Below are 25,907 nucleotides of genomic sequence, written 5' to 3' on the forward strand. Positions count from 1 at the left end.
AAATCTATCGCATAGCCATATTTAATAAAAAAGCTGCCTCAATAAAATTTGAGACAGCTTCATTTATTACAACAGAAGCGTTAAGGCTTAAGCCTTCTCGAAACTCCACTTCACATAGTTAATGTTCTTGTCATGCGCCAAATACTTCCGCTCGTAGTATGTTTTAATAGATAAAACGTTATCAACCAAGTCTGAATGGTAAAGATCTGTCGTTTCCTTATATTTTTTCAAACCCTGTAAATCGATCTGCTCTAGTGTGTAAGCATAAAAACCGTCATTGTCTGTTTTCAAATTCATCATCCCTTCAGGCTTCATAATGATTTTATAACGATCCAAAAACTTTGGCCCGGTCAATCGTTTCTTTTCTCGGCTATCTTGCGGTTGCGGATCCGGAAAGGTAATCCAGATCTCATCAATTTCATTTTCAGCAAAATGTTCAAGGATAGTCTCAATTTGTATCCGAAGAAAAGCAACATTCCGAATTCCATCCTCCAAAGCTGTTTTGGCTCCTCGCCAAATACGATTACCTTTAAAATCGATACCGATGAAATTTTTCTCCGGAAACAATCTCGCTAGATTAACAGTATACTCACCTTTACCACAAGCAAGCTCCAAAACAACCGGATTATTGTTACCAAATTGCTTCTCAGCCCATTTTCCTTTATATTCTTTGCCTGCGTCGAGTTGGATTACATTTTCAAAAGTAGCAACTTCAGCAAATTTACGTAGTTTGTCCTTTCCCATTTTTTAATAAATATCCCGCAAAAATAACCTTATATTCCCGCTAAAAAAAATAAATCTGAGAGACAGCACGAATACCGGTAATTACAGAACAATCCGAAGTCCTATAGCATACACCGTAACGCATAAATTGTATCCACAATGGCGAATTATATTGCATATAAAAAGCAATTTATCTAAGTTTGCAGGAATCAATAACTTATCGTGGAGAAAGACGCTAAAATTTATATAGCAGGCCATCGTGGAATGGTCGGATCGGCAATTCATCGCAAATTATCGGAGCTTGGGTACAACAACATTGTCACACGCACATCTTCCGAATTAGATCTGCGCAATCAGCAAGCAGTGGCTGATTTTTTCGATCAGGAAAAACCGGACTATGTTTTCTTAGCCGCAGCCAAAGTTGGCGGGATCATGGCGAACAACACCTATCGCGCTGATTATATCTACGAGAATATGGCTATACAGAATAACGTCATCAAATCTTCCTACGATAATAAGGTTAAAAAATTAATGTTCTTAGGCTCAAGCTGTATCTATCCAAAAATGGCCCCACAGCCTTTAAAAGAAGACATGTTGTTAACAGGCACCCTAGAGCCGACGAATGAGCCTTACGCAATCGCCAAAATTGCCGGTATAAAAATGACAGAAGCCTTCCGGGATCAATATGGCTGCAATTATATATCCGTAATGCCAACAAATCTTTACGGAATTAACGACAATTACCATCCGCAAAACTCACATGTATTACCGGCGTTGATTAGAAGATTCCATGAAGCTAAGATCAATCAGATCGCTGAAGTTATTATATGGGGAACAGGAAGCCCGTTACGGGAATTTCTATTTTCCGATGACTTGGCAGATGCCTGTATTTTTTTAATGAATCATTATAACGACAAGCAATTTGTCAATATCGGTATAGGTGAAGATCTAAGCATCAAAGATCTCGCAGAGTTGATTAAAGATGTAATTGGTTACACAGGTAATATCGCTTTCGACAGTTCCAAACCGGATGGCACACCACGTAAACTCATGGATGTATCAAAGATACATGCACTCGGATGGAAGCACAAAGTCGACCTTCGGGAGGGCATTCAACTAGCTTATGCGGATTTTTTGAAGAAAGAAGCAAATGCTTCTGAATAAATCCAACGCGATCGCATTAGTAGGTCTCGCTATATGAAGGAATTCCGTACTCGTTAACCTCATCCTTGATCACTGCATTTTCAGCTTCCGCAGCTTTATTTTTCTTCTTTTTCTTGGGACGAATAAAGCTCGTTAATTTACCGATGAGACCGGTGATTTTATCTTGATTGATCTGGCCGACAGCACGCTCTGATAACAGCAACATCAGCGCTTTCTTTAAAACGCCCGTATTTTTTAGGAACAACCTATTCATAACAAAGGGCACGCCGATACGTAAGGTCTTCGTTAGCCAATCGGAATCTGGATTATTACTTTTGGCAAACATCTGCTGTATAATATTCGCACCCGGGATATTATTTTTTAAGGAATTAAAAAAACGGATGGGGGCCTCTATTTTATTGTTAAGCAATGTAAATTGAGCCTTTAGATATAGCTCCTGCTCATTCTTTAATGTCTTTAAGCGCAATATTTCAGCTTTAAGTTCCTGTAAATTACGTATTTTGGTCTGTTTATTGTTCATTTGTAGCCCTTTCTCTATCAAGTTTTTCTTTATGCAGTTCTTCCTCTTCTTGCTCAATTTCATCGTTCCATTTAGCCAAAAAACGTCGAATGGAGAGATCCATAAATTTTGATTCCAGCATAGGCTCAAAAACGCGGATTAGGATAATGATCACTAAGAAGATACCTGCTGTTGCCAAAAAACCTAATGAATAACTACCCAATAACTCTCCCAGCCAAAAACCTAGTGCTAAGCATAAGAAAAACAGAACAAATAAAGTAAAAATAAGCTTAGTTGCATCTACCACTAAGCTTGCAATTAAACGAGATGATCGTTCAATTGTTTTTAATTTAACAAGTTTAAATTGGGAGTCAATATACTCCTTGGTCTTTTGAAACGTACCACTTAGTGAAAATTTTTCTTCTTCCATGCATCTAAAATTTATTCAGGCTATTTCAGCCCATAACTAAAAAAACGAAAACGCTGTATCTTATAACCGCAACACAGCACTACTCTATACCCATGAAGAGCGCGCAGCTATCGTAAAAACAGCTATCTCGCGAAATAGCCTGATAATATGTACTCTACACCAATTATTCTTTTGAATAATCTGCGAACTATGCATGTTCGATGATATCATCATCCAGCACTTCTTCTGCCTGATTTAACTTCCCTTTTAACGTAGAAACAATCTTCTCTTTGAAATCATTCAACTGATCAAATTGCTCCTCTGCTCTTTCCCGAATAGCATCACTCAAATCGCTTAATGAATCATTTATTTTATCTCTTGTATCCGACCCTTTGTCTGGAGCAAATAAAACTCCCAAAGCTGCACCCGCGGCAAGACCGGCTAATAACGCCAAAGCTACTTTACTTGTGTCATTCATTTCTTTTTCTTTTAAAGTTCTAAATCTATTACGAAGAATCTAGTCCTCGTTAATAATACAATTAACAAAGCAAATCGTTTGCCAAACAATGCTTTTTATCCGTTATTAATAAGGAACTATATTAACAATATAATCATTTTTTTCGGTAATCTTGGATCCTCCATCAATATTTCACCCGACAATTATTAACTTACTCAATTTTTTAGTATCTTTAAATCAGTCGATTATGAAAATTATGCTAAATAAAACCTATTGCAGCGCCGTCTATGGGATAAATGCCTGCACTATTACCGTCGAGGTAATCGTATCTACTGGCCTCCATTATTATATCGTTGGCCTGCCTGACAATGCCGTTAAAGAAAGCTTAAGACGTATCGAAAGTGCCATTAATTCCTGTCAACTTCACATGCCACGCCAAAAGATCGTTGTCAACTTGGCACCCGCAGATATTCGTAAAGAAGGTTCAAGTTACGACCTATCAATTGCAATAGGCATATTAGCATCTTCCGGCCAAATCACAAATATCCGTCTGGAAGACTATCTTATTTTAGGCGAGCTATCATTAGACGGAAGTATTAAGCCCATACGTGGTGTTCTACCAATTGCATTACAGGCGCGCAAAGAAGGGTTTAAAGGAATAATATTACCTAAAGCCAATGCAAAAGAGGCAGCTATCGTCACTGAAATCGATGTTATTGGTGTAGAAAATCTGACCCAAGTAGTGGAATTTCTCAATCATACTGTAACAATCGAGCCTACAAAAGTTAACATACAAACATTTTTTCAGGATGATACGGCCATTTATGACGTCGATTTCTCTGATGTACAAGGACAGGAGAATATCAAACGAGCGCTGGAAATCGCAGCATCTGGTGGACATAACCTTATTTTAATAGGTCCACCAGGAGCAGGAAAAACCATGTTGGCAAAAAGACTACCAACGATCCTTCCCCCACTCAATATGACCGAATCGCTGGAAACGACCAAAATACACTCTGTGTCTGGAAATCTAAAGGCGAAAGACTCCCTCGTCACTGCACGGCCCTTTCGTTCTCCACATCATACAATATCCGATGTGGCCATGGTAGGGGGCGGCTCAAATCCATTGCCGGGTGAAATTTCTTTATCCCACCATGGCGTATTATTCCTTGACGAATTGCCAGAATTCAAACGGAGCGTCCTCGAAGTCATGCGTCAGCCACTTGAATCGCGTCAAATTACGATATCAAGAGCTAAACTTACCGTCGAGTACCCCGCAAGTTTTATGCTCATTGCTGCCATGAATCCCTGCCCCTGTGGTTATTTCAATCACCCCGAGAAAGAATGCATCTGCGGCACTAACACCGTTCAGCGTTATCTAAGCAAAATATCAGGACCACTTTTAGACCGTATAGACCTCCACATCGAAGTCACCCCCGTGCTATTTGATGAATTGAATACAACACGTTCTATAGATGATAGCCGCACGGTACGCCGTCGAGTCATTCAAACACGCGAAATTCAAAAGGAACGGTTCGATTCTTTTCCAGACATCCATTGTAATGCCCAGATGAGTACACAATTGACCCGAGAAATATGTCAGATTGATGAGCCCGGAAGGAAGTTACTTAAAACGGCTATTGAACGTCTGAGCCTATCTGCAAGAGCATACGATAGAATACTGAAAGTTGCACGCACGATCGCCGATATGGAGCGGAGTAAAGTGATCGAAAACCATCATCTCGCAGAAGCAATCCAATATAGAAGTTTAGACCGGGAGAACTGGGGCGCGAGGTTTTAGAACGTGTGGGATATGTACTTGCAGGCCGAAGAGATACAGGCACTTTTTCCTCGCATATACTGCTATAAGTCTGTCATGGTTTTGACCCGAACACCATGTTGTTTTTGATAAACGACGATAAGTTCAGATTCAATTGATAACAGTTTGCGGCAAAGTGCGAGTAGAATGGGATAGCGAGTAGAATGGGATAGACTGCTGTCTGTTACAGCTCAACTATTAGACAGTTGGAGGGTATGAGGGTGAACTAAGGACAAAGTACAGGAAGTTTATATTAAACAGCGTGCAGTCTGTTGCAGATGCATGGTAAAAGCTTGCAGGTTTCATGCAGCTTAGCATATTCTGTCTGGAGCTTGTGATAAAATATAAGGAGTCTGTGTTGGCCTGCTTAGAGTCTGAGACAAGCTGCTACCTGTTTATACCGGGTGATGTCCAGACCAGCTGTCATAAACAGCTGATCATCCAGGCCTGGAGCTCCTTCAGCTCTTACTGAACATCGTCAAATCTATATTGCTTCTTCACGTTGTTACCTACATCCAAATAACATTTATATAATATTTGTGTATTATAGGCTATTGAGGACATTCTAAGAATATTTCGTGGAAATCCCAATAATTTCGGTTTGGCATCCTTTCATAATAATCGATTTGGGCTTAATGGCTAGTAAGCTACAAATAAGCATATTATAAAAGGAATAATTTCGACCAACTCCATTTTGACCTATACCTAATACCACTTTCTCTCGACAAGGAATCCTGTTGCGCTTAAAGCACGACATCCGCTATCGCCAGACAAAGTTCCCAACGATAGTCATACCAAGCCCACTGGAATTTGATGTTCCTTTTTCGCTGGGATGGATCACGCGCTTATCTTCCCCTGGGTAAACCTTGTAAACCTGACCATCCGCTGGTATCAGGCATAGATGGAATGTATTTTCAGAGCTACCTGGTATTTCCGGAGACCTGGGATTAGCTGCTATGGCTATAAATTTACTGTCTGGACTAAAGCTTGGCATAATTTCTTTCTGATTGCTCTCAGTTATAGCATGAAAATCACTGCCGTCACTATTCATAAGCCAGATATGATTTCCCGCTGGTATAGCGATCTTTTTACCATCAGGGCTTGCTGTGGCCTCACCGTTCCAGTCTGAAAATGGTATCTCGCGTACTTTTGTTGCCCTAGAAAAATCGGACAAAGTACGCCATAGGCCACCATATTTCTTAAAGAGAATACTGCCCGAAGGCTCCCAGGCAATGGGATCCAGATACTCAAAATTATGACTGGAGCCATATCCGGATATATTTCTGAGGACTTTACCTTCCATATTAAGGACAACCAGACCTTCATTTAGTGTGGGGCTTAACGCAAGCAGAGTTCCGTCCGGCGACAAATATGGGAGACCTCCGCGGTAACCCGCCGGTTCATACTTGATCTCACGAATTGTAGCACCATTCGCTACGTCAAAAATGATATATCGCGTATCATAACTTGCCGGTTCCTCTTTTTTTACACCCGTTTTACCACTCCAACCAATATCCCAGCCTGCGCTAGGCCAGGCAGGCAAAACATCTGAAATCTCTCCATTAGAAAGGTTGAGCTTCCTGATGCCCTGAAGGCCTAGCTTATTGAAAATATATCCGACTCCATAGTTTTTGCCACCTCCATCCGGATTAGGTTCGTTGTTTTTGCTGCATCCACTCAAAAGAAGTACAATTGCAATTACGATATAGAATAGCTTATTCATGCTTATAGATTTTAACTGTTCGAGTTCTTACCTGTTAGTCTATTTGCCGGGATGGTCATATTAAGCAGATCCCACTTTACCTGCTATGATCATCAATAAGACAATAAATAATTTCTTTCCATAACTATGCTATAAAGGTTTATGCTCTGAAAATATCTATTAACCAAAATTATCCCCAATTTGTCCTTGAGGCAATACTCCTTAGGGAGTATTTTCCAATTGCATACGAAAGGATATTGGATATTTTATTTCTACAAAATCACTTCAATTTCCGCGTATGTCATTTAGATGCTTCTTCTGCAAAATGGGCAATTCCGCGCTGTAAATGGCCGGTTCCGCACAGTAAAATTGCGTTGCAGTCCCATGGAACATTCGCGAAGTCTTATGACTGCTACAAACAAACCAATGGAATTTTAATTTCCCCACGTGGAAAAATGAATCAGACGGGTGTTTGCCTCATTTTTCCGGGTAACTGCATGAAAAACTCCCCTGACTACTTGGTTCTGCCGGGAGAGTTTTTCGTTCAGTCGACTGACTGTTCGATTTCCCTACGTGGAAAAACCGAGCAGTCATGGCGCAGTTTCATACTTTTAGGTTGGTAAACTGCAAAGATACTGCGCGGATTGACAAATCCATCCCGCACCATCCATCCGAAGAAGACGTTCTGATCAATTTGACCCCTAATTAACGGTTATCGAGACGACCTGTTTAACGAGTCTTTTCCATCTGTCTTAATTTAGGTGCTCCACCACTATTAGCGCTTCGTCAACATCATCCCGTAGTGCCTCTTTAAAATAAGCGCAATATAAAAGATAAATAATGCACGGGCTTTAGAGTTTTCCCAACAACTGATTCCGGTATTGCCTCGGAGTATAGCCAGTATTTCGTTTAAAAAAATGATAAAGGCTCTGGCTGTCTGCAAATCCTAAATTATCAGCGATATACGCAATGGTGTTATCTGTATCAGCAAGAAGTGTCATCGTTTCTTTGATAAGAAATTCGTTGATAATCTGCAATGAGGTTTTTCCCATTGTTTTTTTTACTACGAATGAAAGGTGTCGTACTGTAACACATTGACGCGATGCGTAAAATGCGACATCTTTTTGTTGCCTGAAATAGGTTTCTACATTTTTCAGAAATGTTAAAGTGAAAAGCTCTTCTCTTGAGGTAATAATTTCGATTTCATCAGTGCGATATAAATAATCTGATATCGCCAGTATAATGCAGTAGAAGAGATGTTCTGTAAGCTCATTTCGCTGAGGCTGATGCGTATCATTTTTAATAATGCGGTGGAGAGCACTTACGAGAAACATAATTTCCTCCAGCTGTTTTTCCGGTAAATGATAAGCCTTACCAACACTATTTTTTAAGTATATGATTAGCTTAAGAATATTAAACTTATTTGAAAACAGCTTGAAAAAGTTTAAAGGAATCGATATTACATATCCGTCCAGATCATCACTGATTTCCAGATACTCATAAACAGAAGTTGCATTAAAAAAAGCAATTAAAGGTGTAGACAGTTCTATTTGCTGTAACGCCTTTCTAAAAACAACCCTACCGCTTTTGAGAATAAATATCGAATAATGTTGTGGAAAAAAGGGCCTGTTGAACACGATCTGCTGTTTATATTCCAAACCACTAAAAACTTTTATAGCCTCTGTCTGTTGCATAGATACGTTCATTTCAGAAGTCTAAATTAGGCAATAATATAATACGGTAACAGTACAATTTAGTAAAACACCAGCGCGGGAACATTTGCATTTCTAAACACAAATTGAATACATTGAGACAAAAAACTTGTTATTGTGATTGGGTAAATTTGTAATAAGATTAATACACTATGAATCAGTTATTTGAAAAATCAACAAATGAGCGTCCTATGGTAGTTTTGGGCGCAGGGACTTTAGGCAGGCGTATTGCCCTGATGTTATGTACACAAGGTGCTGAAGTTAGAATATATGATTAAAGCACCAATGCGCTGAACGAAGCAAAAGAATTTATCGAACAAAACATTCAGGAACTTTTAAAAACAATACCTTCCGGCAGGAAAGGGGTAATTACAACTTCAACCGATTTGCAGGAATCTTTAGAAAATGTGTGGTTGGCCATTGAAAGTTTACCTGAAATTCCTGAACTGAAGATAGAAGTTCTTGGTCAGGTAGATCGTATGCTTCCAGCTGACGCTATAATGGCAACAAACTCTTCATCTTACCGCTCTAGCCAACTTTCCGGTAATGTAAAACACAAAAACAGGCTGCTTAGTATGCATTTTATGATGCCTCCTGTGGCCAGAGCCGTTGAACTGATGACATGTGGGGAAACCGACAAGGCCATTTTAGAATTTCTCACGGTTAAGTTAAGAGAATATGGGCTTTCCCCCTATTTGGTAGAACGTGAAAGTACTGGATTTATTTACAACCGAATTTGGGCAGCTATAAAAAGAGAGTCATTATATGTGGTCGCTCAAGGGGTAGCTTCACCAGAAACAGTAGACAATATATATAAGGAAACAATGGGTACCCAGCATGGACCGTTCCGCCTTATGGATCAGGTAGGTCTGGATGTGGTTTTAGATATAGAGGAACATTACGCAAAAGAACGTGAAGGAATTCCAGAAGAACCTCGTGAACTTTTAAGAAAAATGGTTGCCCAAGGCAAGCTTGGCAGAAAATCCGGAGAAGGATTCTATAATGATTACAACAAGTAAGGCCATGAAGTTTTTATTGTGTCTGCAGATAGATCCTCCACAAATCATAAAAATTTCATTGGAGGACAATAGAAAAGAAACCCTTTTGGAGATTACAAATGGTATTCCTGATGGTATTTCTATTGATTATCAAACACAGAAAATATTTTGGATCGTTATGGGTAGATTAACGGATCTGCCAGAAGGTTTTTCCGCAAAAGATGGATCGGTAGAATCTTGTAATTTTGATGGCACCGGGCACACTGTACTTCTGGGAAACGGACTAATCACTACCCCGAAGCAGCTTATTTATCATCATGAAACAGATCGTTTATATTGGTGTGATAGAGAAGGAATGGCTGTCATGACTGCTGAAAAGGACGGATCAAATCTAAAGGTTCTGGTACAACATCACAACGATGGTTTAGCTGACATTGAAAAACAATGCGTTGGAATTGCAATAGATCCTAAAAATGAATCTTTATACTGGACGCAAAAAGGCCCCTCAAAAGGGGGTAAAGGAAGAATTTTCCGTATCCCATTGCCCCAGGGAGATTCAGCAGACCTGTCCCGGATAGCATGTATTGCAGAAAACCTTCCTGAGCCCATCGATCTTGAATTTGGCGCAAAGACAGGATTGCTTTATTGGACAGATCGTGGAGCCGCCCCCGAAGGAAACAGTCTTAACAGTGCTATAATTGCTGTAGACGGAAAACTTTCCAACCATAGAATTATAGCCAGAGGCTTAAAGGAAGCAATCGGATTAGCAGTTGATGAAGATGAAAATGTTGTTTACACATCTGATCTGGGTGGATATATCAGGAAAATTAATCTTACAGACGGTTCCGAAAATATTATTTTACAGCTTGGGCCTACCACCGGTATTGCACTTTTAAAAGATTGAATAAGACGTGATGATCTTTAATTTATAGTGACTGCCCGCTTGAATTCAGATGGTGACATACCTTTTAACTTTTTGAACTGTCTATTGAAATTCGCTATACTGTTAAACCCACAGATATAAGCTGCTTCAAGTATAGATTTGTCTTTTTCTGAAATCAGTTTGCAAAAATGTCCGACTCTGATCTGGTTGACGTACTCAACGAAAGTCATTCTATACTGTTCCTTAAAGAAGTTGCAAAAGGTAGTTGTCGCCATATGGGCCTCCTCAGCAACTTCCTTTAATGTAATTTGCTTGTGGAAGTTACGAAGTATATAATCATTGATCCGGCTATGTCTATTTGTTTCTTTACTGCTACTATATATAAAATTTGGGCTTGCTAATACTTCATATTCATTCATAGAACATATGAGATCAAAAATTTCGAAAATTGAACTCAGACGTTTTAATCCATTTTCATCTATCATTTTATTCATAATGTCCGCTATCTTGCATGCTATTGATTCGTGGATGTGAATCCCTCTGGAAGATAAGTTCAGAATTTCACAAAATGTCGAGAACTCTGGGATGTTAAATATATCCTGGCCTATAAAATCTGGTGTAAAATGTATCACCGTTGCATCTGAAGCTGTAGGATCTTTCATTTCGAGAAATCTATTATCACTTACCCATACGTGTGGTAAATTTGGTCCCATTAATACTAGATCCCCCTCGTTGTAATAACCAATGTGGTCGCCTACCATTCTTTTTCCGGAACTTTTATTAACTAGTACAAGTTCAAATTCTGGATGATAATGCCAGGGACATGGAAAATGGGTACCCTTCTCATTGAAAACAATAAATGATTTATCAAACTCTTTAGGTAGTCTAAATTCAATGGCTTTCATAAGTATATATTTTGGTTGTTAATAGGAAATTACGATTTTTAATGACAACTGCCAAGTAAAGTTGCTAAAAGTGAAGAATAGTATCAATAAAATAGAAAATTGGCGCTTATGAAATGAAAGTAAAAAATGCGAGTACTCGGTGAGTAGGAAAATGTGTAGAAGTCAAGAATTGGCTGCTTTTTTATTATTTCAATGACCGAGGGGCAACGATCAAAATTTAATCATGTCCGGTCCAAATACTGGTGGAGCATAAAAGCAGGATTCCTTTAAGCAGCCGCTTGTTAATAAGGTCACAATGGAGTGAAGTATTACTGACACATCCAAATGGGGCAAATAACGAATCGACCTAAAGGTTATAAATTGTTTGTTTTTGATTTATGCATTCAGCCCACCGTCCATTAAGATATTCTCACCATTGACATATGCTCCTGCCTGTGAAGACAATAGCACAATCAACCCTTTAATATCATCCTTATTAGCGAGTCTTCCCAATGGAACTTTAGCACAATAATTCTCAAGAAACTTCTCATTCTGATGATTAAATAAACCACCGGGGCTGATGCAGTTAAACCGGATATTTTTACCCGTATATTTTTTGGCCATAAAACGATTCAAATTGATCAGACCCGCATTATGGAAGAAATAATCCGCAGAGAGGTCGCCCATTGCCGTACCGTCATAATTGGAATAATCAGGTCCTTTCATCCCCATCATGGATGCGATATTAATCACCGAACCTCCTCCGGTAGCGGCCATATGCTCCGCCACCAACCGCAGCAGGTAAAACATTCCGGTAGCATTTACTTCCATCGATTCACTGAACCGGCTTATATCGTCTGCGTAACCATTCATAGGTCTTGATACCGCATTATTTACAAATATATTCAATCGCGGAACCACGGCTAATATTTCTTTCATTCCTGAATCCAAAGAGGTTAAATCTTGTTGATCCATTTGGACTACAGACCATTTAGCATCAGAAAAATGCTTCTGAAGTTCAAGTTCCGCAGCTTTTTTATCTCTGGAACTCACGATTACTCTTGCTCCGGCTTCCAACAAGGCCTCCACGATGCACTTCCCATAGTTACCTGCACCACCAGTCACTAACGCATTTTTTCCCTGTAAACTGAATAACTCTTTAATATGCATACCTAAAAATATATTCGTTCATTATTTCTTTCCTTACTACGCAAAGCCGCTGCAATAATCTTAATTACATTTTGCGTTCTATCAAAATCTAACGTAGGCCGCCCCTGCTGTACAGACTTGACGAACTCCAGTATATTTTCCTTAAACATGCTATAGAAATTCCGGATATCGATCAGCGCCCAGTCTTTTTCTCCATATATTGATAATTGAAATGTGGGCACGATATCCGCTATCAGATGGATACTCGCAAAACAGTTTGGATTAATTTCCAGTAAAACAAGATCGTAATCTGATTTCCCTAAGTACTGTACCGATATAGGTTTAGGATCATCGAGCACACTCATTAACGCTTCAACCATATGCACTCCGTATTTCCTCCAGTCTTTTTTTCCTACAACTGTAAGTAAATGAATTGGTCCCAGTTTACTTATACTCGCCTTTGCAGCCAAAACTTCTGCAGCATAACGCATGGAGGAGCATGACATTAAAAACTTGCCCTGATCCACGTAAGCCTCATATCGATCCAGTTCATCCATACGGACTGTTAATGGTTTATCTACAAAAATTGGAATTCCAGCATCCAAAAACGGAACAGCCATCTCCCAATGCCGATCTGGGTCGTCTCTCGCTAGGATTACAGCATCTACTTTTCCGACCATGTCGGACAGATTATCTACCACGGTCCCGATTTGTCCCGATCGGGCAATTGACTCCGCCTGATCCTTGTCTTCACACCAGATATGGGTGACCTCAGCCCCCATCACCCCAAGTGTTGACTTGTTGGCATTCAGATATTCAGAAACAGCCGGAAATCCAGCGTTATCTATTTCTTTAGAATCAAAAGCGCCATTGATAATTGCAGTCCATGAGTAAGGATGTGCATTGCCGGCACTCATTCCAATTATTCCTATCTTAATCATAACCAGCCATTTTTATCCCATTTCGCCAAATTTAAAAATTCCTGATCTGGAAAAGATAGCTGTCTTGCTCTATCGAGCTCGCTTGAAGTCAGGTATCTATCCCTAAAATAACATAATGCCTCTTCCAGATACGACTGTTTATCTATCCCGATCAACACCGATGACACAGCTTCATGGGACGCTACAAATTGCATCGCCAGAGCGGACAGGCTATCTCTTCCATCAATGAACAAATCTTTAAACAAATGAATATGATCCTGTACATCTTTCAACGCGGGGTGCAGCTGAAATGATTTATCTGTCAACAAACCGCGCATCAGCACCGACCTTGCCACGATAGCCACCCCCGCTGCCTTGGCCTTTTCAAAGTATGCAGATTGCCTTTGATCCATGAGATTAAAAGGTAACTGTATGACTTTCCAAAAACCTTTATTGAGTGCAAGGGCTGTTTCAGCAGGTTCGTAAACCGAAATGCCGGGGACACGAATCAAGCCGGAATTTACCATCTCCTCAAAAACTTCATACAATACTTCTATATTCAATATTTCCGCATCTGCATAATGCAACAAAAAAACATCAATGTAATCCGTTTTAAGGGCCTTAAGAGACTCCCGGATAGATTCCCGGACAATTGCTTTCAATACGTTTGAGGCAGGTAAAGTGCCATCAGGCAATCTGAGGTGCCGGCATTTAGAAGCTAAGGTCACTCTACTCCTCATTCCCATGAAAGCATCTCCCATAATTTCTTCACTCCGGCCATACAGACGTGCTGTATCAAAAAAATTAATACCCTTATCCAGTGCGCTATGTAATAGCTTTATGGCATCCCGCTCCTGCATGGGTTCATGTGCCCCCTGCATGCTCAATCCATAGGGCATTCCTATTTCGACGCCCCCAAAAGCAATTTCAGACACTTGGATTCCAGAATTCCCCAGTTCTTTGTATTTCATACTTTCTATACGATTTAAACGATATACTTATGCGTTCTTTTCTAAATAGCCGGAGGTTGTTTCTTTCGTATCTTTCCGGCCAAAAGCTCGGACGATAGAAAGACAATAATTCTTTATTCCGATAACATCAGCCCCCACACTTACAAAATGATAGCCCATATCGTACAGTTCATGAAGACTATCCGGAGTTCCCACTGTTGCGGCGTACTTTCCGTATTTATTTGCAAGTTCTGCAATCTGTTTTCTGGTTTGTATAAGTAGCGGATTTTCCCAATCGCCGGGAGCGCCTATGCCCTGACTGAAATCACCTGGTCCAAAAAAAAGCATATCATAACCAGGTAATGCTGCTATCTCCTCCAGCTCCGACAAGGGTTCGGGGTCTTCAATCTGCAACACGACAAACCGTTCACTGTTGGCGGTCTCTATATAGCTATTAAAATCAACCGTAGTATATCCACCATCTGAGTTACCACCATCTACGGGCCGCCGTCCCAGCGGATGAAACCGGGTCATATGGACCACATCTTTGGCATCTTGGAGGCCCATAATATGCGGCACCAGAATCCCTGTTGCATCCATTTCTAAAGCTCTGATATAATTGCTGTAAGAACCTCTTGACACGCGAACCATCAGATCCACATCCTGACTTTTGGTGGCCCATACATGCGCCTGCAAAGTTGTCCAATCCTGGCCAATGTGTTCCTGATCGACCCAGATACAGTCAAAACCACACATTGCGGCCAATTCAGCAACTTGCGCATCTTTTAAATTTACCTTGAAACAGCTTGGCTTCTGGCCAGTTTTAAGCATTTGTAAAACTTTACTTCTTCTCATATTGGCTTAATTTGATCAAATACTATCTACCGGAATTCGCTTTTAGACGAAACAATAACAATGCACAGACTACCATTGTCAATGCAGCAACTTGAAATACAAGACTAAGTTTTACCTGTTCATCTCTAAGTATCCCAGCCACATAAATGCCTATCCCACCTATTATACAACTAAATAAATTCAAAAATCCGTATCCTGTGGCTAAATATCTCTTATCTGTAATCATCCCGAGAATAGGCATCATGTTGGCGTCAATAAAAGGTCTTGTAACCGCGTAGACCAAAAAACCGGCTACCGTTGCCCATAATGTGACTGTATAACTTGCTATAAAAACCCCCGGAACGGCAATCAAAAATCCGATGGCAGGAACCCACATGCGAGCTCTAGATTGTATCTTTGACCACCTATCTGCCAGCGCGCCTCCCAATATTACGCCAAATAAAACTGCCGGAAAGAAATATGCTGTTGAATAAAGACCTGCTTCTGTCTGGGAGAGACCAAATGTCTCTTTATAATACGTAGGTAGCCAGCTATTTACCATCCAGCTTACTGCTCCGGCAAGCCCCCAGATAACAAGTACCCATAAAAAGGCTGTATTTTTGAATAAACTTAAAAGGGCATCCTGAAAGCTTATGCTGTCATTTGAATAGCTGTCTTCCTTTTTTTGAGAAGAAGGAAGTTTATTTTTATCCTTTAGGAAAAACAGCACTATTACAGCGTAGCAAACACCAATTACCCCAAACAGACTAAAGGCATAATGCCAGGTATGTGATTCTGCTATCCATGCACCGAGAAAGCCGAGACTCTGACCAACGGTAACACCAGCGACATGAATCCCCACGGCAGTGGATTTTGTCCTTTCAGAATGCCAGTCCATAATTAGCGCCATGGCAGCCGGAATATAAAATGCCTCACTGAGCCCCATTAATGCCCGAGCGGTCAATAACTGTTCAAAGTTACTGGCTCTAGAAGTCAACCAAGTTACTATAGACCAGATAAATAGACTCGCAATAATCACTTTACTTCGCCTAAATCTGTCCGCAATATAGCCCGCTAAAGGACTTGAAAAGCCGTATACCCACAGGAAAACGGAAGTCAATAATCCGAATTGGGCGTCTGACATCGGAATTTCATCCACAATACTGCTCCGCATGGTCACGATCATCATACGGTCCAGGTAATTCAGGCAGCCAACAATGCAGAGCATTGCAACCAATAGCCAAGGATAAAGCATACGGTTCGTCATAAATTTAAAATCTTTAGGCCCTCAACCAAAGGTAACGGAAAGGTTTACATTGTTTATATCCGATCTAACAAATTTTTAGTATTATTTTACAGCAATTTTGACTACTGCTCTCCAAGTCTACTTAGTACTTTCCATAGCATGTAGGCAGCTGATACGTGCAGGTTGCTATCGTACGCCAAGCTATTTTTATTGCTGCATAGATCATATAACTGTCGCACCTGTGCTAAATCTTTATGCACAGCTTTTTCTGCAAATCCCAATAGAATATTATTCAAGCATCCATCCTCATCTATTAAGGCTAATAGGCTTTTCTTTAAATGATCAGATCTATCTACAGCTTCCTCTTCGGGTAATAATAGTAATAATGTTACTAGCAAGTTACTCTTGATAGCAGGCGAAAATTTACCCCCGCTAAACCAATCAGAGAGAGAATTATATTGCTCCGTCGATAGAGGGCCAATATACCGAAGAATATAAGAACTCACCAATATTTCCAATTCAGTCAAATTTTTGTGCAATAGATCAGCGATAATGCGTGATTTCACTGCTTTTCGTTTTTCTTCCGCACCGAAAGCATAATTCCAAAGCGAATATAATCGCATCGATCCCTTTAGGCTTATGTCCATCTCTTTTACAACTGGCACTTTCAATTTAGCCAATGTTTCTATTGCATGAAGTCTATCTTCGCCATTCCTATTCTGATAAGCAGATATTATTTTCTGCACCCAATTAGATTTATTTTCTGGATCAGATTCACATTGTGCGAGCACCCTCCAGATTCCTATCCGATATTTGGGCGTATTGGAATAAAGCAGCTCCTCTTTTAAGAACTCATTTTTCACCACATCTATCTGATGTCCCTCCCATATCAAAAACTCCGCAACGTGTATTTTTACCCATTCTTTCTCAGAAAATAGTAGTTTTTTCAGGTCCGATAATGCTTGTGCTTTATTTTGACTCATCGTAACAAAAGGCAAAAATATAAACAAAAAAAAAGGAAGTCCGATTTTCGACATGGCAAAAAATAAGATTTATTTAAAGAGTTGTTTTTTCAACTTTAAAGTTGATCCAAGATCTTCTATTTCAAATATCAACATGCGCTCACTACCGGCTGGACTATTAGGGCCATGGAAAGTAAGCATCAGTTGCCCCTCAAAGGTTTTAAATAACATACCATGTCCCCCATTTTGGGAAAATAACAGCTCTTTTTGTTGAATCCATGGCCCGGAAACTTTGCCCGTGACAGACTCTGCTATTCCTATAGCATAACTATTCTCTTTAAAACTTGACCAGATCATTAACAACTTGTCCGTTTTTGTTCTATACAAGAAGCAACCGTCCGTCACATACGAGCTTGGTCCCATTTCTCTATGGGTACCCGTAGACCAAGGCGCAACGGATGCATTAAACAATTTTTGTGATACTCCGATCACTTTCGATAGATCCGGAGCCAACTGAATCAGTTCCATAGCACCATCTTCGATTTGGACCCATTCATGACAATATATCATATAAGTTAGACTATTTTCCTCCCACAATGTTCCGTCCAATGCCATTTTATCCATAGGTGTATGTGGCATTTTATCATCAAATGGCAAAAATGGCCCCAAAGGACTGTCTGCATAAAAAATCTGCGTCCCCCTGAACGTATAGGCAGGCCAGTTCTCCCGTCGCTTCTTCCACTCTATTTCCGAATTTAATGTGGCGAATAAATAATACTTTCCACGATAATGGTGAACTTCCGGAGCCCATACTACCCCATCTATCCAATTATCAGGGGGAATGGCAAATACGTCATAAGGTCCCTCCCATTTTTTCAAATCTTCACTTTTGTATGCCTCCACACCATTCACCTCTGAACCATCACTTCCTTCGACCTTTCCCGCTTTATACAAGAAATAAGTTTTCGCTTCAAAATCTGCAACAATAAACGGGTCACGTATATAAAGGTCTTTGATATCTATGACCCTTAATTTTGGTGGTGTTTGTCCCTTAGCAGGTAACACCGCTACTATCATTGCAATAGATAGAACCAATATAAGCTTTACATGTATTAACTTCAGCATATTATTCTTACTTATTTTCTAATTTAGTCCCTTCTCGACAGATGCTCCATCAAATCTATTAATTTTTCAACTTCAATGTCGTAATATTAGCCAATGACACAATTGTTTCACTGTCTTTAGCGAGGTTACTCTTCCCAATAGGTCTTCTATCATCTTTTATCCAGGTTATTATACGGGTCTGAAGTCTGGCTTCCAAAACGATTCCTGTTTTCCGATCCACCCATTGTTCCCGCTTGAACAAAATTTTGCCCCCCCTGTTATGCAAGAAGTTATAATGCGTGCCTCCTACCTTTTTCACCTCTTCCTCCGTTAGAATATCATTTACCGTTATACCCCAGTCGGACAGCCAGGCCTCTCCTGTAGAAACCAGTAAGCGACATGGCTTATCATTACGCTCCTGATCATCCATGTATAAAATTTCGAGATTTTGCATTTTTACAAAAGGAAGATCTGTTGCCCGTATAGCAGGTATTCTAATACTTTCCATCGATTGCCAAGAATCTCCAGGCTTGACACCTGTTGTGGGTAAAATAGCAGAAATCATAGAAATATCGGGAGCGATCCACGTCGCATGCTTCCCTTTTGGTTCGATCTGAGCGACCTTTCCTTGCTTGCCGATCAATAAAGAAATAACATTCTGTTCATGATCTTCATCGGACCGATCAAACCATTTAAAATCAACAACTTTAACATCTGCCCTTACAGCTCCTAACATCGTATCTCTAACAGCATTTAGCACCAATCTAGCTGAAGCCTCAAAAAAAGGCATCTGTGTAGTCGGTCTAGGGTTGAATACCTCATACTCGGGCAAGGGTATTTTTGAAAGTGTATTTGATCTAGGTACAGCTTGCAATCCTGCAACCTGCATTTCATACTCTAGATTATTAAACGTTGACAAATCAGCCGTAAGCTCCTCATTATCGGGCTTCATAAAGCGAAATAATTGAGTCAAAATTTTTGCGTTGTCTGCCCAGGGTCTTGATATATTACCTGTCCAAGAATCTGCATCCCCCACTAAAATCACTCGCCCTTTACCAAACTTAACTCGGACTATACCAGGACCTGACACGTTTCTATCAGTATAAGTACTATCTGAATAAACATCCAACAATACCTCCGGGGTATCCGCTTCGGGTAAGATGTTAATGGTACATCCAGCGCCATAGTGAAATACAGGTACATCGTAAAAATAGGGATGTCCCAAAGGTATTGAAATATCTGAGTAGTGTGTATCATCATTGTTCCACCCCAAACCAAAGCCACGAAGTAACTTCTTCGTTTGTCCCATTTCAAAAGATTCATTGAATCTATTTTTTTCGACAGCGTTCAGCATCAGCATTAGACTGCCTCCATTTCTGACATACTTTTGAAGCACTTTTATTTCGCTATCGCTCAGAACTTTTGCATTTGAAATAAGGGAAGGATTATCTAACGCAAAAATAACCACTCCATCAATCCCTTTTAGTAGCATATCACTATACGCAGCACGGCTCATCGAAATGGAATACTCCTTTGACAAGATAGTATACGCGTGATCTAACGTATTGGTATGGACAAAATCATCCCAACCATATCTTCCGTCAGAATCAATCCAGCTTCCAGTCAATATGTGATTACCAACCTTAGTGGACGGCAGATTATGGTGATAATAATCAAAGAGAAGTTTAAATCCTTTATTGTTATTATAATTAATAATATCGCCATTTTGCCCCATTAATATAGAAGCAGGAAACAGGACAAAGATTACTATCAAAAGTTGCTTTAGATTGGTGTTCATTTCGTACGGTCTTTTTAGCGTTCTCGTCAGTCTCTCATACAACTTAAAATCCACCTAAGGTATGTCAAAATGAGTTGTTGCTATATGTGTATTCACTCCATCTGTCGTTAAATAATAAATACAAAAGATAGAGCCATCGGAGAGTTGCTTAACTAAAGGGTAACCTAAATCTCCCCCACTCCCTAAACCATCATTCCTAATGATCATTTCTTGGCTCGTGCTCCATGTGGTCCCATTATCTGAGCTTACAGCAGCGCGGATTCCCATAGGGGCTTTTCGATAACCATATGCACATAACAAGCGTCCGTCCTGTAGTTTTATAACATGTGGTGGAAAGCCCCACATAGTAGTTTTTGTAGGCGTAGACCACGTCACCCCATCGTCCGAAGATTCCGATTTCCATAAATACCCCTCCGGTACAGATCGCATCAAAGCAATAATTTTACCATTGCCGGCCTGTACGATTGACGATTCGTTAAAACCTTGAACCTCCAAACCTGAAACTCCACTGGAAAGCATTGGAAAAATTGACCAAGTAAGGCCATTATCGGTTGACCGCATCAGGTAAGTTTCATCCTTTAGGTTATTATTAAAATTCGCCTTTCTTCTACCATATACGATTCTAAGTCTAGTTCCCGAAGAGGTAACAATATAACTGGCTTTGGTATGATGGTTATAAAGCCCAGAGCAATCTGTAGGAAGCGCTATACTACTGGTAGTCCAACTTGCGCCATTGTTTGCAGAACGTTTGATCACTGTTCCCTCGATATAAGCAATCGACCCTGGCTTTACCTCATTAATTATCCGTTTCTCCGCAATAAGCGAATCCCGCAATGTATCAGACACTTATATCCACCCTTGTACATCTGGCACTACTAGATTGCTTCCCGAGGTACGCCATAGCTGATCATAAGCAGCGCTTGTGGAGTTGCTCCAACTGATTCCGTTATCATAAGAAACTAGACTTTTACTTCCTCCTTCCGGATCAATATGACTACGGTTTATGCGCGTCGAAAAGGATGTATAAAGTACAGAGTCATTATTAACGGATAGGCTTGGAAAAGCCGCGTAGATACCGTCTACCTGATACACTACCCGATGGTTTGCATTCACAATATTTTCAGAAACCACGGTATCCACTTTCCCCCCCAACAAGGTAAAAAATCTGGAATCATGCACATATGTACCTGTCTGCGGTCTATTATGCCAGCCCGTCTGAAAATAATAAGAGACCGTATCAATAAAGTCACGCGGATCGAAAGTATAAGTAAAGACATTCGTGGTACTATCCTCATCCCTTATTCCATTATCGATCAAATTCAAATCCTTAGTAGGTGATGATTCACCGTACAAATAACGGTATCCATTAGGATTTAGATAGAAGTTTGGCAACATAGGCCCAGTCACTGGGGGATTTTGACGCACATAAAATGAGCCCAACTCAGGATTTTCACCCTCGACCTCAATACGTATCCTTGTTGTCGAATCATTCACGGTCTGTACACTAAATGTTTTTATCCGTGGTGGTCCATCATAAACGGCCATCATTTTCACCTCCGAACCTACAGAGAGTAGATTTTCCTGACAAGATAAAAAGGTAATAACAACAATTACAGAGAAGAATGCTTTTAAGTTTATTATCGTTTTCATGGTGTTTATATTTAAAGTAGGCATCGTTATAACAATTATTTGAACTTCACAGACCCCATTCGCTCTTATCCGGTATATGATACCCTTTTTGTTTCCAATGTTGGAATAAAGGGAGAAGGTTCTTTATGAACCTGTTATAGTCCTTGGTTTGAGGGGGAGACCATGCGGTCTCTGCGTAGGCAGCAATACGCGGAAAAGTTTGATAGGTTACCTCATTAAAACTGGGCGTCCATTCTCCCCACATCTGACATCCCAGACCAATGATATTTTTTTGTTTTATGCTATCCAGCCCATCTGGAACTGGATCAAATTGGTAGGCCTTACTCAGACCGATTTCCTTATAGGTATAGTCTATATATGTTTCTGCATGGTTTGAGTTTACAATCTGGTAGCCACGGGCTAATGCTGTATCAAAGTCTTTTGTCGTACCCCTCCAAAAATGAATAATGGCATTTTTCGAAAGTTGAGTAGTTGCATTTTTAGCATTTTGGTAGGCATGTGTCCTTAGTCCCATGATTTCGTTCCATCCCATCGTCCGCCGATTCAGACTCTTTTCGATAAAGTTGGAAATATTATTGGTAAAAAAAACCTGCAAATCACTGAAATCTGCTAAGTTATTCGCTCCCATATATGCATTAATGGAAGCGGACTCCTTCCATTGATCGTATTTTACCTCATCACCGCCAATATGGATTACCTCTCCAGGAAATAGCCCCGCCACTTCTTCTAGCACTTCATGCAAAAATTGAATAACTTTCGGGTCAGAAACATCAAAAACGGTAGTTACGACACCAAATTTTGTGGGTACCTTAATCTTTTCCTTTGAAGTGCCTAACCATGGGTAACTGGCTACCGCGGCAGAAGCATGCCCAGGCATATTAATTTCCGGAACGATAGTTATATTGCGAGCTTTAGCATAGGCGACTATCTCTTTAATCTCCTCTTGTGTATAATAGCCCGCATGCACCCGTCCATCATAAATCTTACTTTCCCATTTCTTTCCATTAACATTGATTTGCGAACTATCTCGTTTGCTGCCGACCTTTGTAAGCAGTGGATATTTTTTAATCTCAATACGCCACCCTGCGTCATCTGTGAGATGCCAATGGAAAACATTCATTTTTAACAAAGCCATTTCATCTAATAACTTTAAAACAGCCTCCTTTCCTTGAAAGTACCGACCTTCATCCAGCATGTATGCTCTCCAGGAAAAACGAGGCTCGTCCTTAATTTCCAGAATTGGTAGCCGATCGGTATATTGAATCCCCAATTGTAGTAAGGTCTGCAAACCGTATATTAGTCCCGCTTCCTGAGGAGCTTCTATATAGATTCCTGAAGTATTAACACGGATTTTATATGATTCCGGGTGATCGCTGTCCCCAACAGCCAACATCATTTTAAGTGGAATTCCGCTTTTGGTGATTTTCCAACCCAACCTATCCCTTAGGCCCGTTTGAACTAACTGCTCCACGCTTTGGGGCACATCGATATGCACCCCCTTTGCCATATCTACACCTCCTGCCTTAACAACCACTTCCTTTGGAAAAGGCACTAATGACAAATTCGATTGTGCAAACGCTATTGTACCTGACAAAAGACAGCTTACAATTACAAAAAGACTTTTCAATTCAATCATAACATGGTTATTTATTTATATTCTTTTAACTACGATTTTACGCACTTTAATCGCCTTTCTAACCTCTCCATTATCATTTTTGTGCAGAAAATCACTATAAATCAATAAAAAAGACTGGTCGTCTAAACGCAAAATTTCAGGATAACTACAGGAAATTTTATTTTCATGAATACCGGCGTCTATAGGTAGCATTTCGAAAGGATCAGACCAGTCGTTACCGCTTTTGTCCAACGCAAATCTTAGCTGTAGGCCCGGTCTTCCTGATGCCAATACCAGCTCCCCATTTCCGAGTTGCCTCAACTTCGGCAATACACCATTTTTTGTAAATGCTACCGGAGTTGACCAATGTTGGCCGTTATCGGTCGATCTACTGATATACATGGGGCTATTTCCTAAGCCGTCTGTTGTGCGCATCACGGCCACGAAATCTCCGTTTTTCAAAACCTCGAATGTGGGTTCCGTATAGCCCAAGGCTTTTCGCTCTCCACCTTTTGGATCCAATACCTCATCATAGGCATACGGTATACGTCCTATAAAGTTCCAGCTTCTTCCTCGATCCGACGAGCTATAAAAAGGCACATCCGAAGGAGGAACCTTTCCATCTATCTGTGTAAATCCGGGATACACCCCAGCTACAACGATGCCATTTTTTAGCACTTTCATATCCCCCCACCACACCAAGGGAAGCAGATTATCGTCCGAATAACGTACCAGATTCCTTTCATTTAATGCATTGTGTTCCAGCGCCCATCTCGCATCACCTTGCTTCCTTCTGTTGATATAAATACCTTGAACCTCGTTGGGTAGGTCCTTTATATCCCAAAATCGAAATGTTCGCCCATAATCTTCCTTTGCCGTAGCCAACGGCAAAGGAAGATTCAGGTCTTTTAGAGGTAGCGCTACCGGAGTATGTATACTAATGAATTCGCCATTCCCTACAGCCACGCCCCCCCCTACGGGCGGCCGTTCTACTATTTCCCAAGTTCTTCCATTATCTTTTGAAATAGCATAACCCGCTCCGCCCTTACCGTAGCTTTCAGCATGGTCGGCCCCCATATTCCATTGTGCTACGATCTGCCCGCCATCAGTTCGGTATAACGATGGAAATTGAAAAAATCCCCACCCGTATGACCTATCGGCCAAGGCAACGACAATCGGTTCGCCAAAGTCAACTTTAAAATAGGACTTCTTATTTTTTCTATAGATAAATTGAGACTTGCCATATGCCGCGATACCTTCTTTTAACTTCCCCTTCGTTTTGTCTAGGTTATTGTGATTTACCTGAACAGCATGGTGAGAAGATATACAGGCGGATAGTATACAAGTAGATAAACCAAGGAAAACAGCTGAATCTCCTACCTTTTTAAATCTTATCTTTTTCATCAATATATAGTTTTTACAGTCACTTTTCTAACTTTGATAGCCTTGCGTATGAGACCTTCTGTGCCCCCAGAATCGGAGCTAACAGCATAAAAAGAAACATCAAACTAAACGTCAAAAAAATACTAGGTTTAGATAATTGTCTCATAAATTTAAGTTTGGTTATTTTTCCATTTTAGCATCACTGCTTAAACTATTCATTTCGTAACACCCAAATATAAAGCGCTTTACCTCTTTTACACTAGTACTTTCATATAGGATACATATACAATATTTCAATTGAAAATATTATTTATATCAGAGATGTTTTAAACCTAAATCGAACAAAAAACCGAATAATATTTAAAAAAAATAGGTACACTTCAACATTTTAACCCATATTTTATACCCCTCTTCTGTGAGATGCACACCATCCCAAGTCAGGTTCTTACGTAAATAGCCATCCGAATCCACAAACTGCGAGTAGAGATCCAAATAATGAGCGCCTTTCGTTTTTGCTATTCCCTTCAACATGCAATTCAAACCAGGTATACGTCCCGCATGTTGCGTGTGGCTACTCAGCTTACCCATTGTTGGATTTACAGGTAGAAGACTTTGTAGGACCAGTTCAGTTGTAGGACTTTGCTGCTGTATACGGTCAACTATTTTATTAATATTGTGAACAATAAGCTCATCCGGAAATCCCTGTGCAAGATCATTAACACCGATCATTAAAAAGATAAGCTTGGGTTTATGCACCAAAATACCATCCAGTCGTTCCAATACCCCATAGGTATTATCCCCCGCTATTCCCCTATTTTTAACCGTCATATTTTGCAAACGTTCGGTCCAGTTGCCCCAAAACGTAATACTATTTCCCAAAAAAACGACACTTTCCGTATCCATTGGCATGCCATTAAACATGGCTATCTGACTAGAAAATATTTCTGGTGTTCGCAGACTGTCCACCTGTTGTGAAAAGCCCACAATAGGAATAATCTTTACCACCAATAAAAGGGCCTTTAAAACGTTATATACTCTACACATGT

25 protein-coding genes are annotated in these 25,907 nt (G+C 40.2%); 5 read left to right on the forward strand and 20 right to left on the reverse strand.

All coding sequences use genetic code 11. The features are described 5' to 3' along the window. Nucleotides 1-87: 87 nt before the first annotated feature. Nucleotides 88-744 carry a tRNA (guanosine(46)-N7)-methyltransferase TrmB gene (gene trmB / locus B3H30_RS04150; RefSeq protein ID WP_286833378.1) on the reverse strand — a complete coding sequence of 219 codons (657 nt, stop codon included), beginning with the start codon at nt 742-744 and terminating at the stop codon, nt 88-90. Nucleotides 745-945: 201 nt separating this feature from the next. On the opposite strand from trmB, the gene fcl reads away from it, so the two are divergent. Next, the gene (fcl, locus tag B3H30_RS04155; RefSeq protein ID WP_286833380.1) at nt 946-1,887 is read left to right on the forward strand and encodes a GDP-L-fucose synthase; all 942 of its coding nucleotides are present in this window, start codon (nt 946-948) and stop codon (nt 1,885-1,887) included. Nucleotides 1,888-1,903: 16 nt separating this feature from the next. Here fcl and B3H30_RS04160 read toward each other — a convergent pair whose 3' ends face one another. The 3 genes from B3H30_RS04160 to B3H30_RS04170 form a co-directional block, all read right to left on the reverse strand. Continuing rightward, nucleotides 1,904-2,407: a hypothetical protein gene (locus B3H30_RS04160; protein WP_286833381.1), complete on the reverse strand. Its 504-nt coding sequence runs from the start codon at nt 2,405-2,407 to the stop codon at nt 1,904-1,906. Beyond that, complete coding sequence (locus tag B3H30_RS04165; RefSeq protein WP_286833383.1) at nt 2,397-2,816, reverse strand: hypothetical protein; 420 nt, start codon at nt 2,814-2,816, stop codon at nt 2,397-2,399. The genes B3H30_RS04160 and B3H30_RS04165 overlap by 11 nt, the downstream gene beginning before the upstream one ends. Nucleotides 2,817-3,003: 187 nt before the next feature. After that, nucleotides 3,004-3,273: a YtxH domain-containing protein gene (locus B3H30_RS04170; RefSeq protein ID WP_070561440.1), complete on the reverse strand. Its 270-nt coding sequence runs from the start codon at nt 3,271-3,273 to the stop codon at nt 3,004-3,006. A gap of 235 nt (nt 3,274-3,508) precedes the next feature. On the opposite strand from B3H30_RS04170, the gene B3H30_RS04175 reads away from it, so the two are divergent. Beyond that, entirely contained in the window at nt 3,509-5,053 is a 1,545-nt protein-coding gene (locus B3H30_RS04175) for a YifB family Mg chelatase-like AAA ATPase (protein WP_286833469.1), read from the forward strand. A gap of 778 nt (nt 5,054-5,831) precedes the next feature. Here the strand turns inward: B3H30_RS04175 and B3H30_RS04180 are convergent. Both B3H30_RS04180 and B3H30_RS04185 read right to left on the reverse strand, forming a co-directional pair. After that, on the reverse strand, nt 5,832-6,794 hold the full coding sequence (locus tag B3H30_RS04180) for a hypothetical protein (protein ID WP_286833384.1): 963 nt from the start codon (nt 6,792-6,794) through the stop codon (nt 5,832-5,834). An 830-nt stretch (nt 6,795-7,624) separates the two neighbouring features. Beyond that, entirely contained in the window at nt 7,625-8,467 is an 843-nt protein-coding gene (locus tag B3H30_RS04185) for a helix-turn-helix domain-containing protein (RefSeq protein ID WP_286833385.1), read from the reverse strand. 170 nt (nt 8,468-8,637) lie between these two features. Between B3H30_RS04185 and B3H30_RS04190 the strand changes: the two genes are divergently transcribed. The 3 genes from B3H30_RS04190 to B3H30_RS04200 are packed head-to-tail and all read left to right on the forward strand — an operon-like array spanning nt 8,638 to nt 10,387. Continuing rightward, the gene (locus tag B3H30_RS04190) at nt 8,638-8,763 is read left to right on the forward strand and encodes a hypothetical protein (protein ID WP_286833387.1); all 126 of its coding nucleotides are present in this window, start codon (nt 8,638-8,640) and stop codon (nt 8,761-8,763) included. A gap of 12 nt (nt 8,764-8,775) precedes the next feature. Further along, nucleotides 8,776-9,504 carry a 3-hydroxyacyl-CoA dehydrogenase family protein gene (locus tag B3H30_RS04195; RefSeq protein ID WP_286833472.1) on the forward strand — a complete coding sequence of 243 codons (729 nt, stop codon included), beginning with the start codon at nt 8,776-8,778 and terminating at the stop codon, nt 9,502-9,504. Nucleotides 9,505-9,508: 4 nt separating this feature from the next. Beyond that, nucleotides 9,509-10,387 carry a hypothetical protein gene (locus B3H30_RS04200; RefSeq protein ID WP_286833388.1) on the forward strand — a complete coding sequence of 293 codons (879 nt, stop codon included), beginning with the start codon at nt 9,509-9,511 and terminating at the stop codon, nt 10,385-10,387. Between the two features lie 17 nt (nt 10,388-10,404). On the opposite strand, the gene B3H30_RS04205 is transcribed toward B3H30_RS04200, so the two are convergent. From B3H30_RS04205 to B3H30_RS04270, 14 genes are all read right to left on the reverse strand, one after another. Continuing rightward, entirely contained in the window at nt 10,405-11,271 is an 867-nt protein-coding gene (locus tag B3H30_RS04205) for an AraC family transcriptional regulator (RefSeq protein WP_286833390.1), read from the reverse strand. A 375-nt stretch (nt 11,272-11,646) separates the two neighbouring features. Then, on the reverse strand, nt 11,647-12,420 hold the full coding sequence (locus B3H30_RS04210; RefSeq protein ID WP_286833393.1) for an SDR family oxidoreductase: 774 nt from the start codon (nt 12,418-12,420) through the stop codon (nt 11,647-11,649). Nucleotides 12,421-12,422: 2 nt separating this feature from the next. Beyond that, nucleotides 12,423-13,340 carry a Gfo/Idh/MocA family protein gene (locus tag B3H30_RS04215; protein ID WP_286833394.1) on the reverse strand — a complete coding sequence of 306 codons (918 nt, stop codon included), beginning with the start codon at nt 13,338-13,340 and terminating at the stop codon, nt 12,423-12,425. Then, nucleotides 13,337-14,290 (reverse strand): aldo/keto reductase, encoded by a 954-nt coding sequence (locus B3H30_RS04220; RefSeq protein ID WP_286833397.1) that lies wholly within the window; start codon nt 14,288-14,290, stop codon nt 13,337-13,339. Before B3H30_RS04220 ends, B3H30_RS04215 begins: the two co-directional genes overlap by 4 nt. Nucleotides 14,291-14,317: 27 nt before the next feature. Then, nucleotides 14,318-15,124 carry an HpcH/HpaI aldolase family protein gene (locus B3H30_RS04225; protein WP_286833399.1) on the reverse strand — a complete coding sequence of 269 codons (807 nt, stop codon included), beginning with the start codon at nt 15,122-15,124 and terminating at the stop codon, nt 14,318-14,320. A 22-nt stretch (nt 15,125-15,146) separates the two neighbouring features. Beyond that, a complete protein-coding gene (locus B3H30_RS04230; protein WP_286833400.1) occupies nt 15,147-16,370 on the reverse strand; it encodes an MFS transporter in 1,224 nt (407 codons plus the stop codon). Nucleotides 16,371-16,471: 101 nt separating this feature from the next. Then, a complete protein-coding gene (locus tag B3H30_RS04235; protein WP_286833402.1) occupies nt 16,472-17,332 on the reverse strand; it encodes a hypothetical protein in 861 nt (286 codons plus the stop codon). Nucleotides 17,333-17,401: 69 nt separating this feature from the next. Next, complete coding sequence (locus B3H30_RS04240; protein WP_286833404.1) at nt 17,402-18,436, reverse strand: glycoside hydrolase family 43 protein; 1,035 nt, start codon at nt 18,434-18,436, stop codon at nt 17,402-17,404. Nucleotides 18,437-18,494: 58 nt separating this feature from the next. Next, on the reverse strand, nt 18,495-20,213 hold the full coding sequence (locus B3H30_RS04245) for a hypothetical protein (RefSeq protein WP_286833406.1): 1,719 nt from the start codon (nt 20,211-20,213) through the stop codon (nt 18,495-18,497). A 54-nt stretch (nt 20,214-20,267) separates the two neighbouring features. Next, nucleotides 20,268-21,059, reverse strand: a complete 792-nt coding sequence (locus B3H30_RS04250) for a sialidase family protein (RefSeq protein WP_286833409.1) — start codon at nt 21,057-21,059, stop codon at nt 20,268-20,270. Further along, nucleotides 21,060-21,863 (reverse strand): hypothetical protein, encoded by an 804-nt coding sequence (locus tag B3H30_RS04255; protein ID WP_286833411.1) that lies wholly within the window; start codon nt 21,861-21,863, stop codon nt 21,060-21,062. Between the two features lie 46 nt (nt 21,864-21,909). After that, entirely contained in the window at nt 21,910-23,499 is a 1,590-nt protein-coding gene (locus B3H30_RS04260; protein ID WP_286833413.1) for a beta-N-acetylhexosaminidase, read from the reverse strand. Nucleotides 23,500-23,514: 15 nt separating this feature from the next. Beyond that, nucleotides 23,515-24,882, reverse strand: coding sequence for a sialidase family protein (locus tag B3H30_RS04265; protein ID WP_286833415.1), 1,368 nt, complete (start codon nt 24,880-24,882; stop codon nt 23,515-23,517). 339 nt (nt 24,883-25,221) lie between these two features. Next, nucleotides 25,222-25,905, reverse strand: coding sequence for a GDSL-type esterase/lipase family protein (locus B3H30_RS04270; protein ID WP_286833417.1), 684 nt, complete (start codon nt 25,903-25,905; stop codon nt 25,222-25,224). Nucleotides 25,906-25,907: the final 2 nt, after the last annotated feature.

This window comes from Sphingobacterium sp. UBA7038 (assembly GCF_002494055.1).
Taxonomy (GTDB): domain Bacteria; phylum Bacteroidota; class Bacteroidia; order Sphingobacteriales; family Sphingobacteriaceae; genus Sphingobacterium; species Sphingobacterium multivorum.

Coding starts and splice junctions, on each gene's coding strand:
- B3H30_RS04255 (WP_286833411.1), bottom strand. CDS start 21,863: ATGAAAACGATAATAAACTTAAAAGCATTCTTCTCTGTAATTGTTGTT.
- B3H30_RS04245 (WP_286833406.1), bottom strand. CDS start 20,213: ATGAACACCAATCTAAAGCAACTTTTGATAGTAATCTTTGTCCTGTTT.
- B3H30_RS04205 (WP_286833390.1), bottom strand. CDS start 11,271: ATGAAAGCCATTGAATTTAGACTACCTAAAGAGTTTGATAAATCATTT.
- B3H30_RS04230 (WP_286833400.1), bottom strand. CDS start 16,370: ATGACGAACCGTATGCTTTATCCTTGGCTATTGGTTGCAATGCTCTGC.
- B3H30_RS04220 (WP_286833397.1), bottom strand. CDS start 14,290: ATGAAATACAAAGAACTGGGGAATTCTGGAATCCAAGTGTCTGAAATT.
- B3H30_RS04265 (WP_286833415.1), bottom strand. CDS start 24,882: ATGAAAAAGATAAGATTTAAAAAGGTAGGAGATTCAGCTGTTTTCCTT.
- B3H30_RS04235 (WP_286833402.1), bottom strand. CDS start 17,332: ATGAGTCAAAATAAAGCACAAGCATTATCGGACCTGAAAAAACTACTA.
- B3H30_RS04170 (WP_070561440.1), bottom strand. CDS start 3,273: ATGAATGACACAAGTAAAGTAGCTTTGGCGTTATTAGCCGGTCTTGCC.
- B3H30_RS04210 (WP_286833393.1), bottom strand. CDS start 12,420: ATGCATATTAAAGAGTTATTCAGTTTACAGGGAAAAAATGCGTTAGTG.
- trmB (WP_286833378.1), bottom strand. CDS start 744: ATGGGAAAGGACAAACTACGTAAATTTGCTGAAGTTGCTACTTTTGAA.
- B3H30_RS04185 (WP_286833385.1), bottom strand. CDS start 8,467: ATGCAACAGACAGAGGCTATAAAAGTTTTTAGTGGTTTGGAATATAAA.
- B3H30_RS04165 (WP_286833383.1), bottom strand. CDS start 2,816: ATGGAAGAAGAAAAATTTTCACTAAGTGGTACGTTTCAAAAGACCAAG.
- B3H30_RS04190 (WP_286833387.1), top strand. CDS start 8,638: ATGAATCAGTTATTTGAAAAATCAACAAATGAGCGTCCTATGGTAGTT.
- B3H30_RS04215 (WP_286833394.1), bottom strand. CDS start 13,340: ATGATTAAGATAGGAATAATTGGAATGAGTGCCGGCAATGCACATCCT.
- B3H30_RS04200 (WP_286833388.1), top strand. CDS start 9,509: ATGAAGTTTTTATTGTGTCTGCAGATAGATCCTCCACAAATCATAAAA.
- B3H30_RS04240 (WP_286833404.1), bottom strand. CDS start 18,436: ATGCTGAAGTTAATACATGTAAAGCTTATATTGGTTCTATCTATTGCA.
- B3H30_RS04225 (WP_286833399.1), bottom strand. CDS start 15,124: ATGAGAAGAAGTAAAGTTTTACAAATGCTTAAAACTGGCCAGAAGCCA.
- B3H30_RS04175 (WP_286833469.1), top strand. CDS start 3,509: ATGCTAAATAAAACCTATTGCAGCGCCGTCTATGGGATAAATGCCTGC.
- B3H30_RS04260 (WP_286833413.1), bottom strand. CDS start 23,499: ATGATTGAATTGAAAAGTCTTTTTGTAATTGTAAGCTGTCTTTTGTCA.
- B3H30_RS04180 (WP_286833384.1), bottom strand. CDS start 6,794: ATGAATAAGCTATTCTATATCGTAATTGCAATTGTACTTCTTTTGAGT.
- B3H30_RS04270 (WP_286833417.1), bottom strand. CDS start 25,905: ATGTGTAGAGTATATAACGTTTTAAAGGCCCTTTTATTGGTGGTAAAG.
- B3H30_RS04160 (WP_286833381.1), bottom strand. CDS start 2,407: ATGAACAATAAACAGACCAAAATACGTAATTTACAGGAACTTAAAGCT.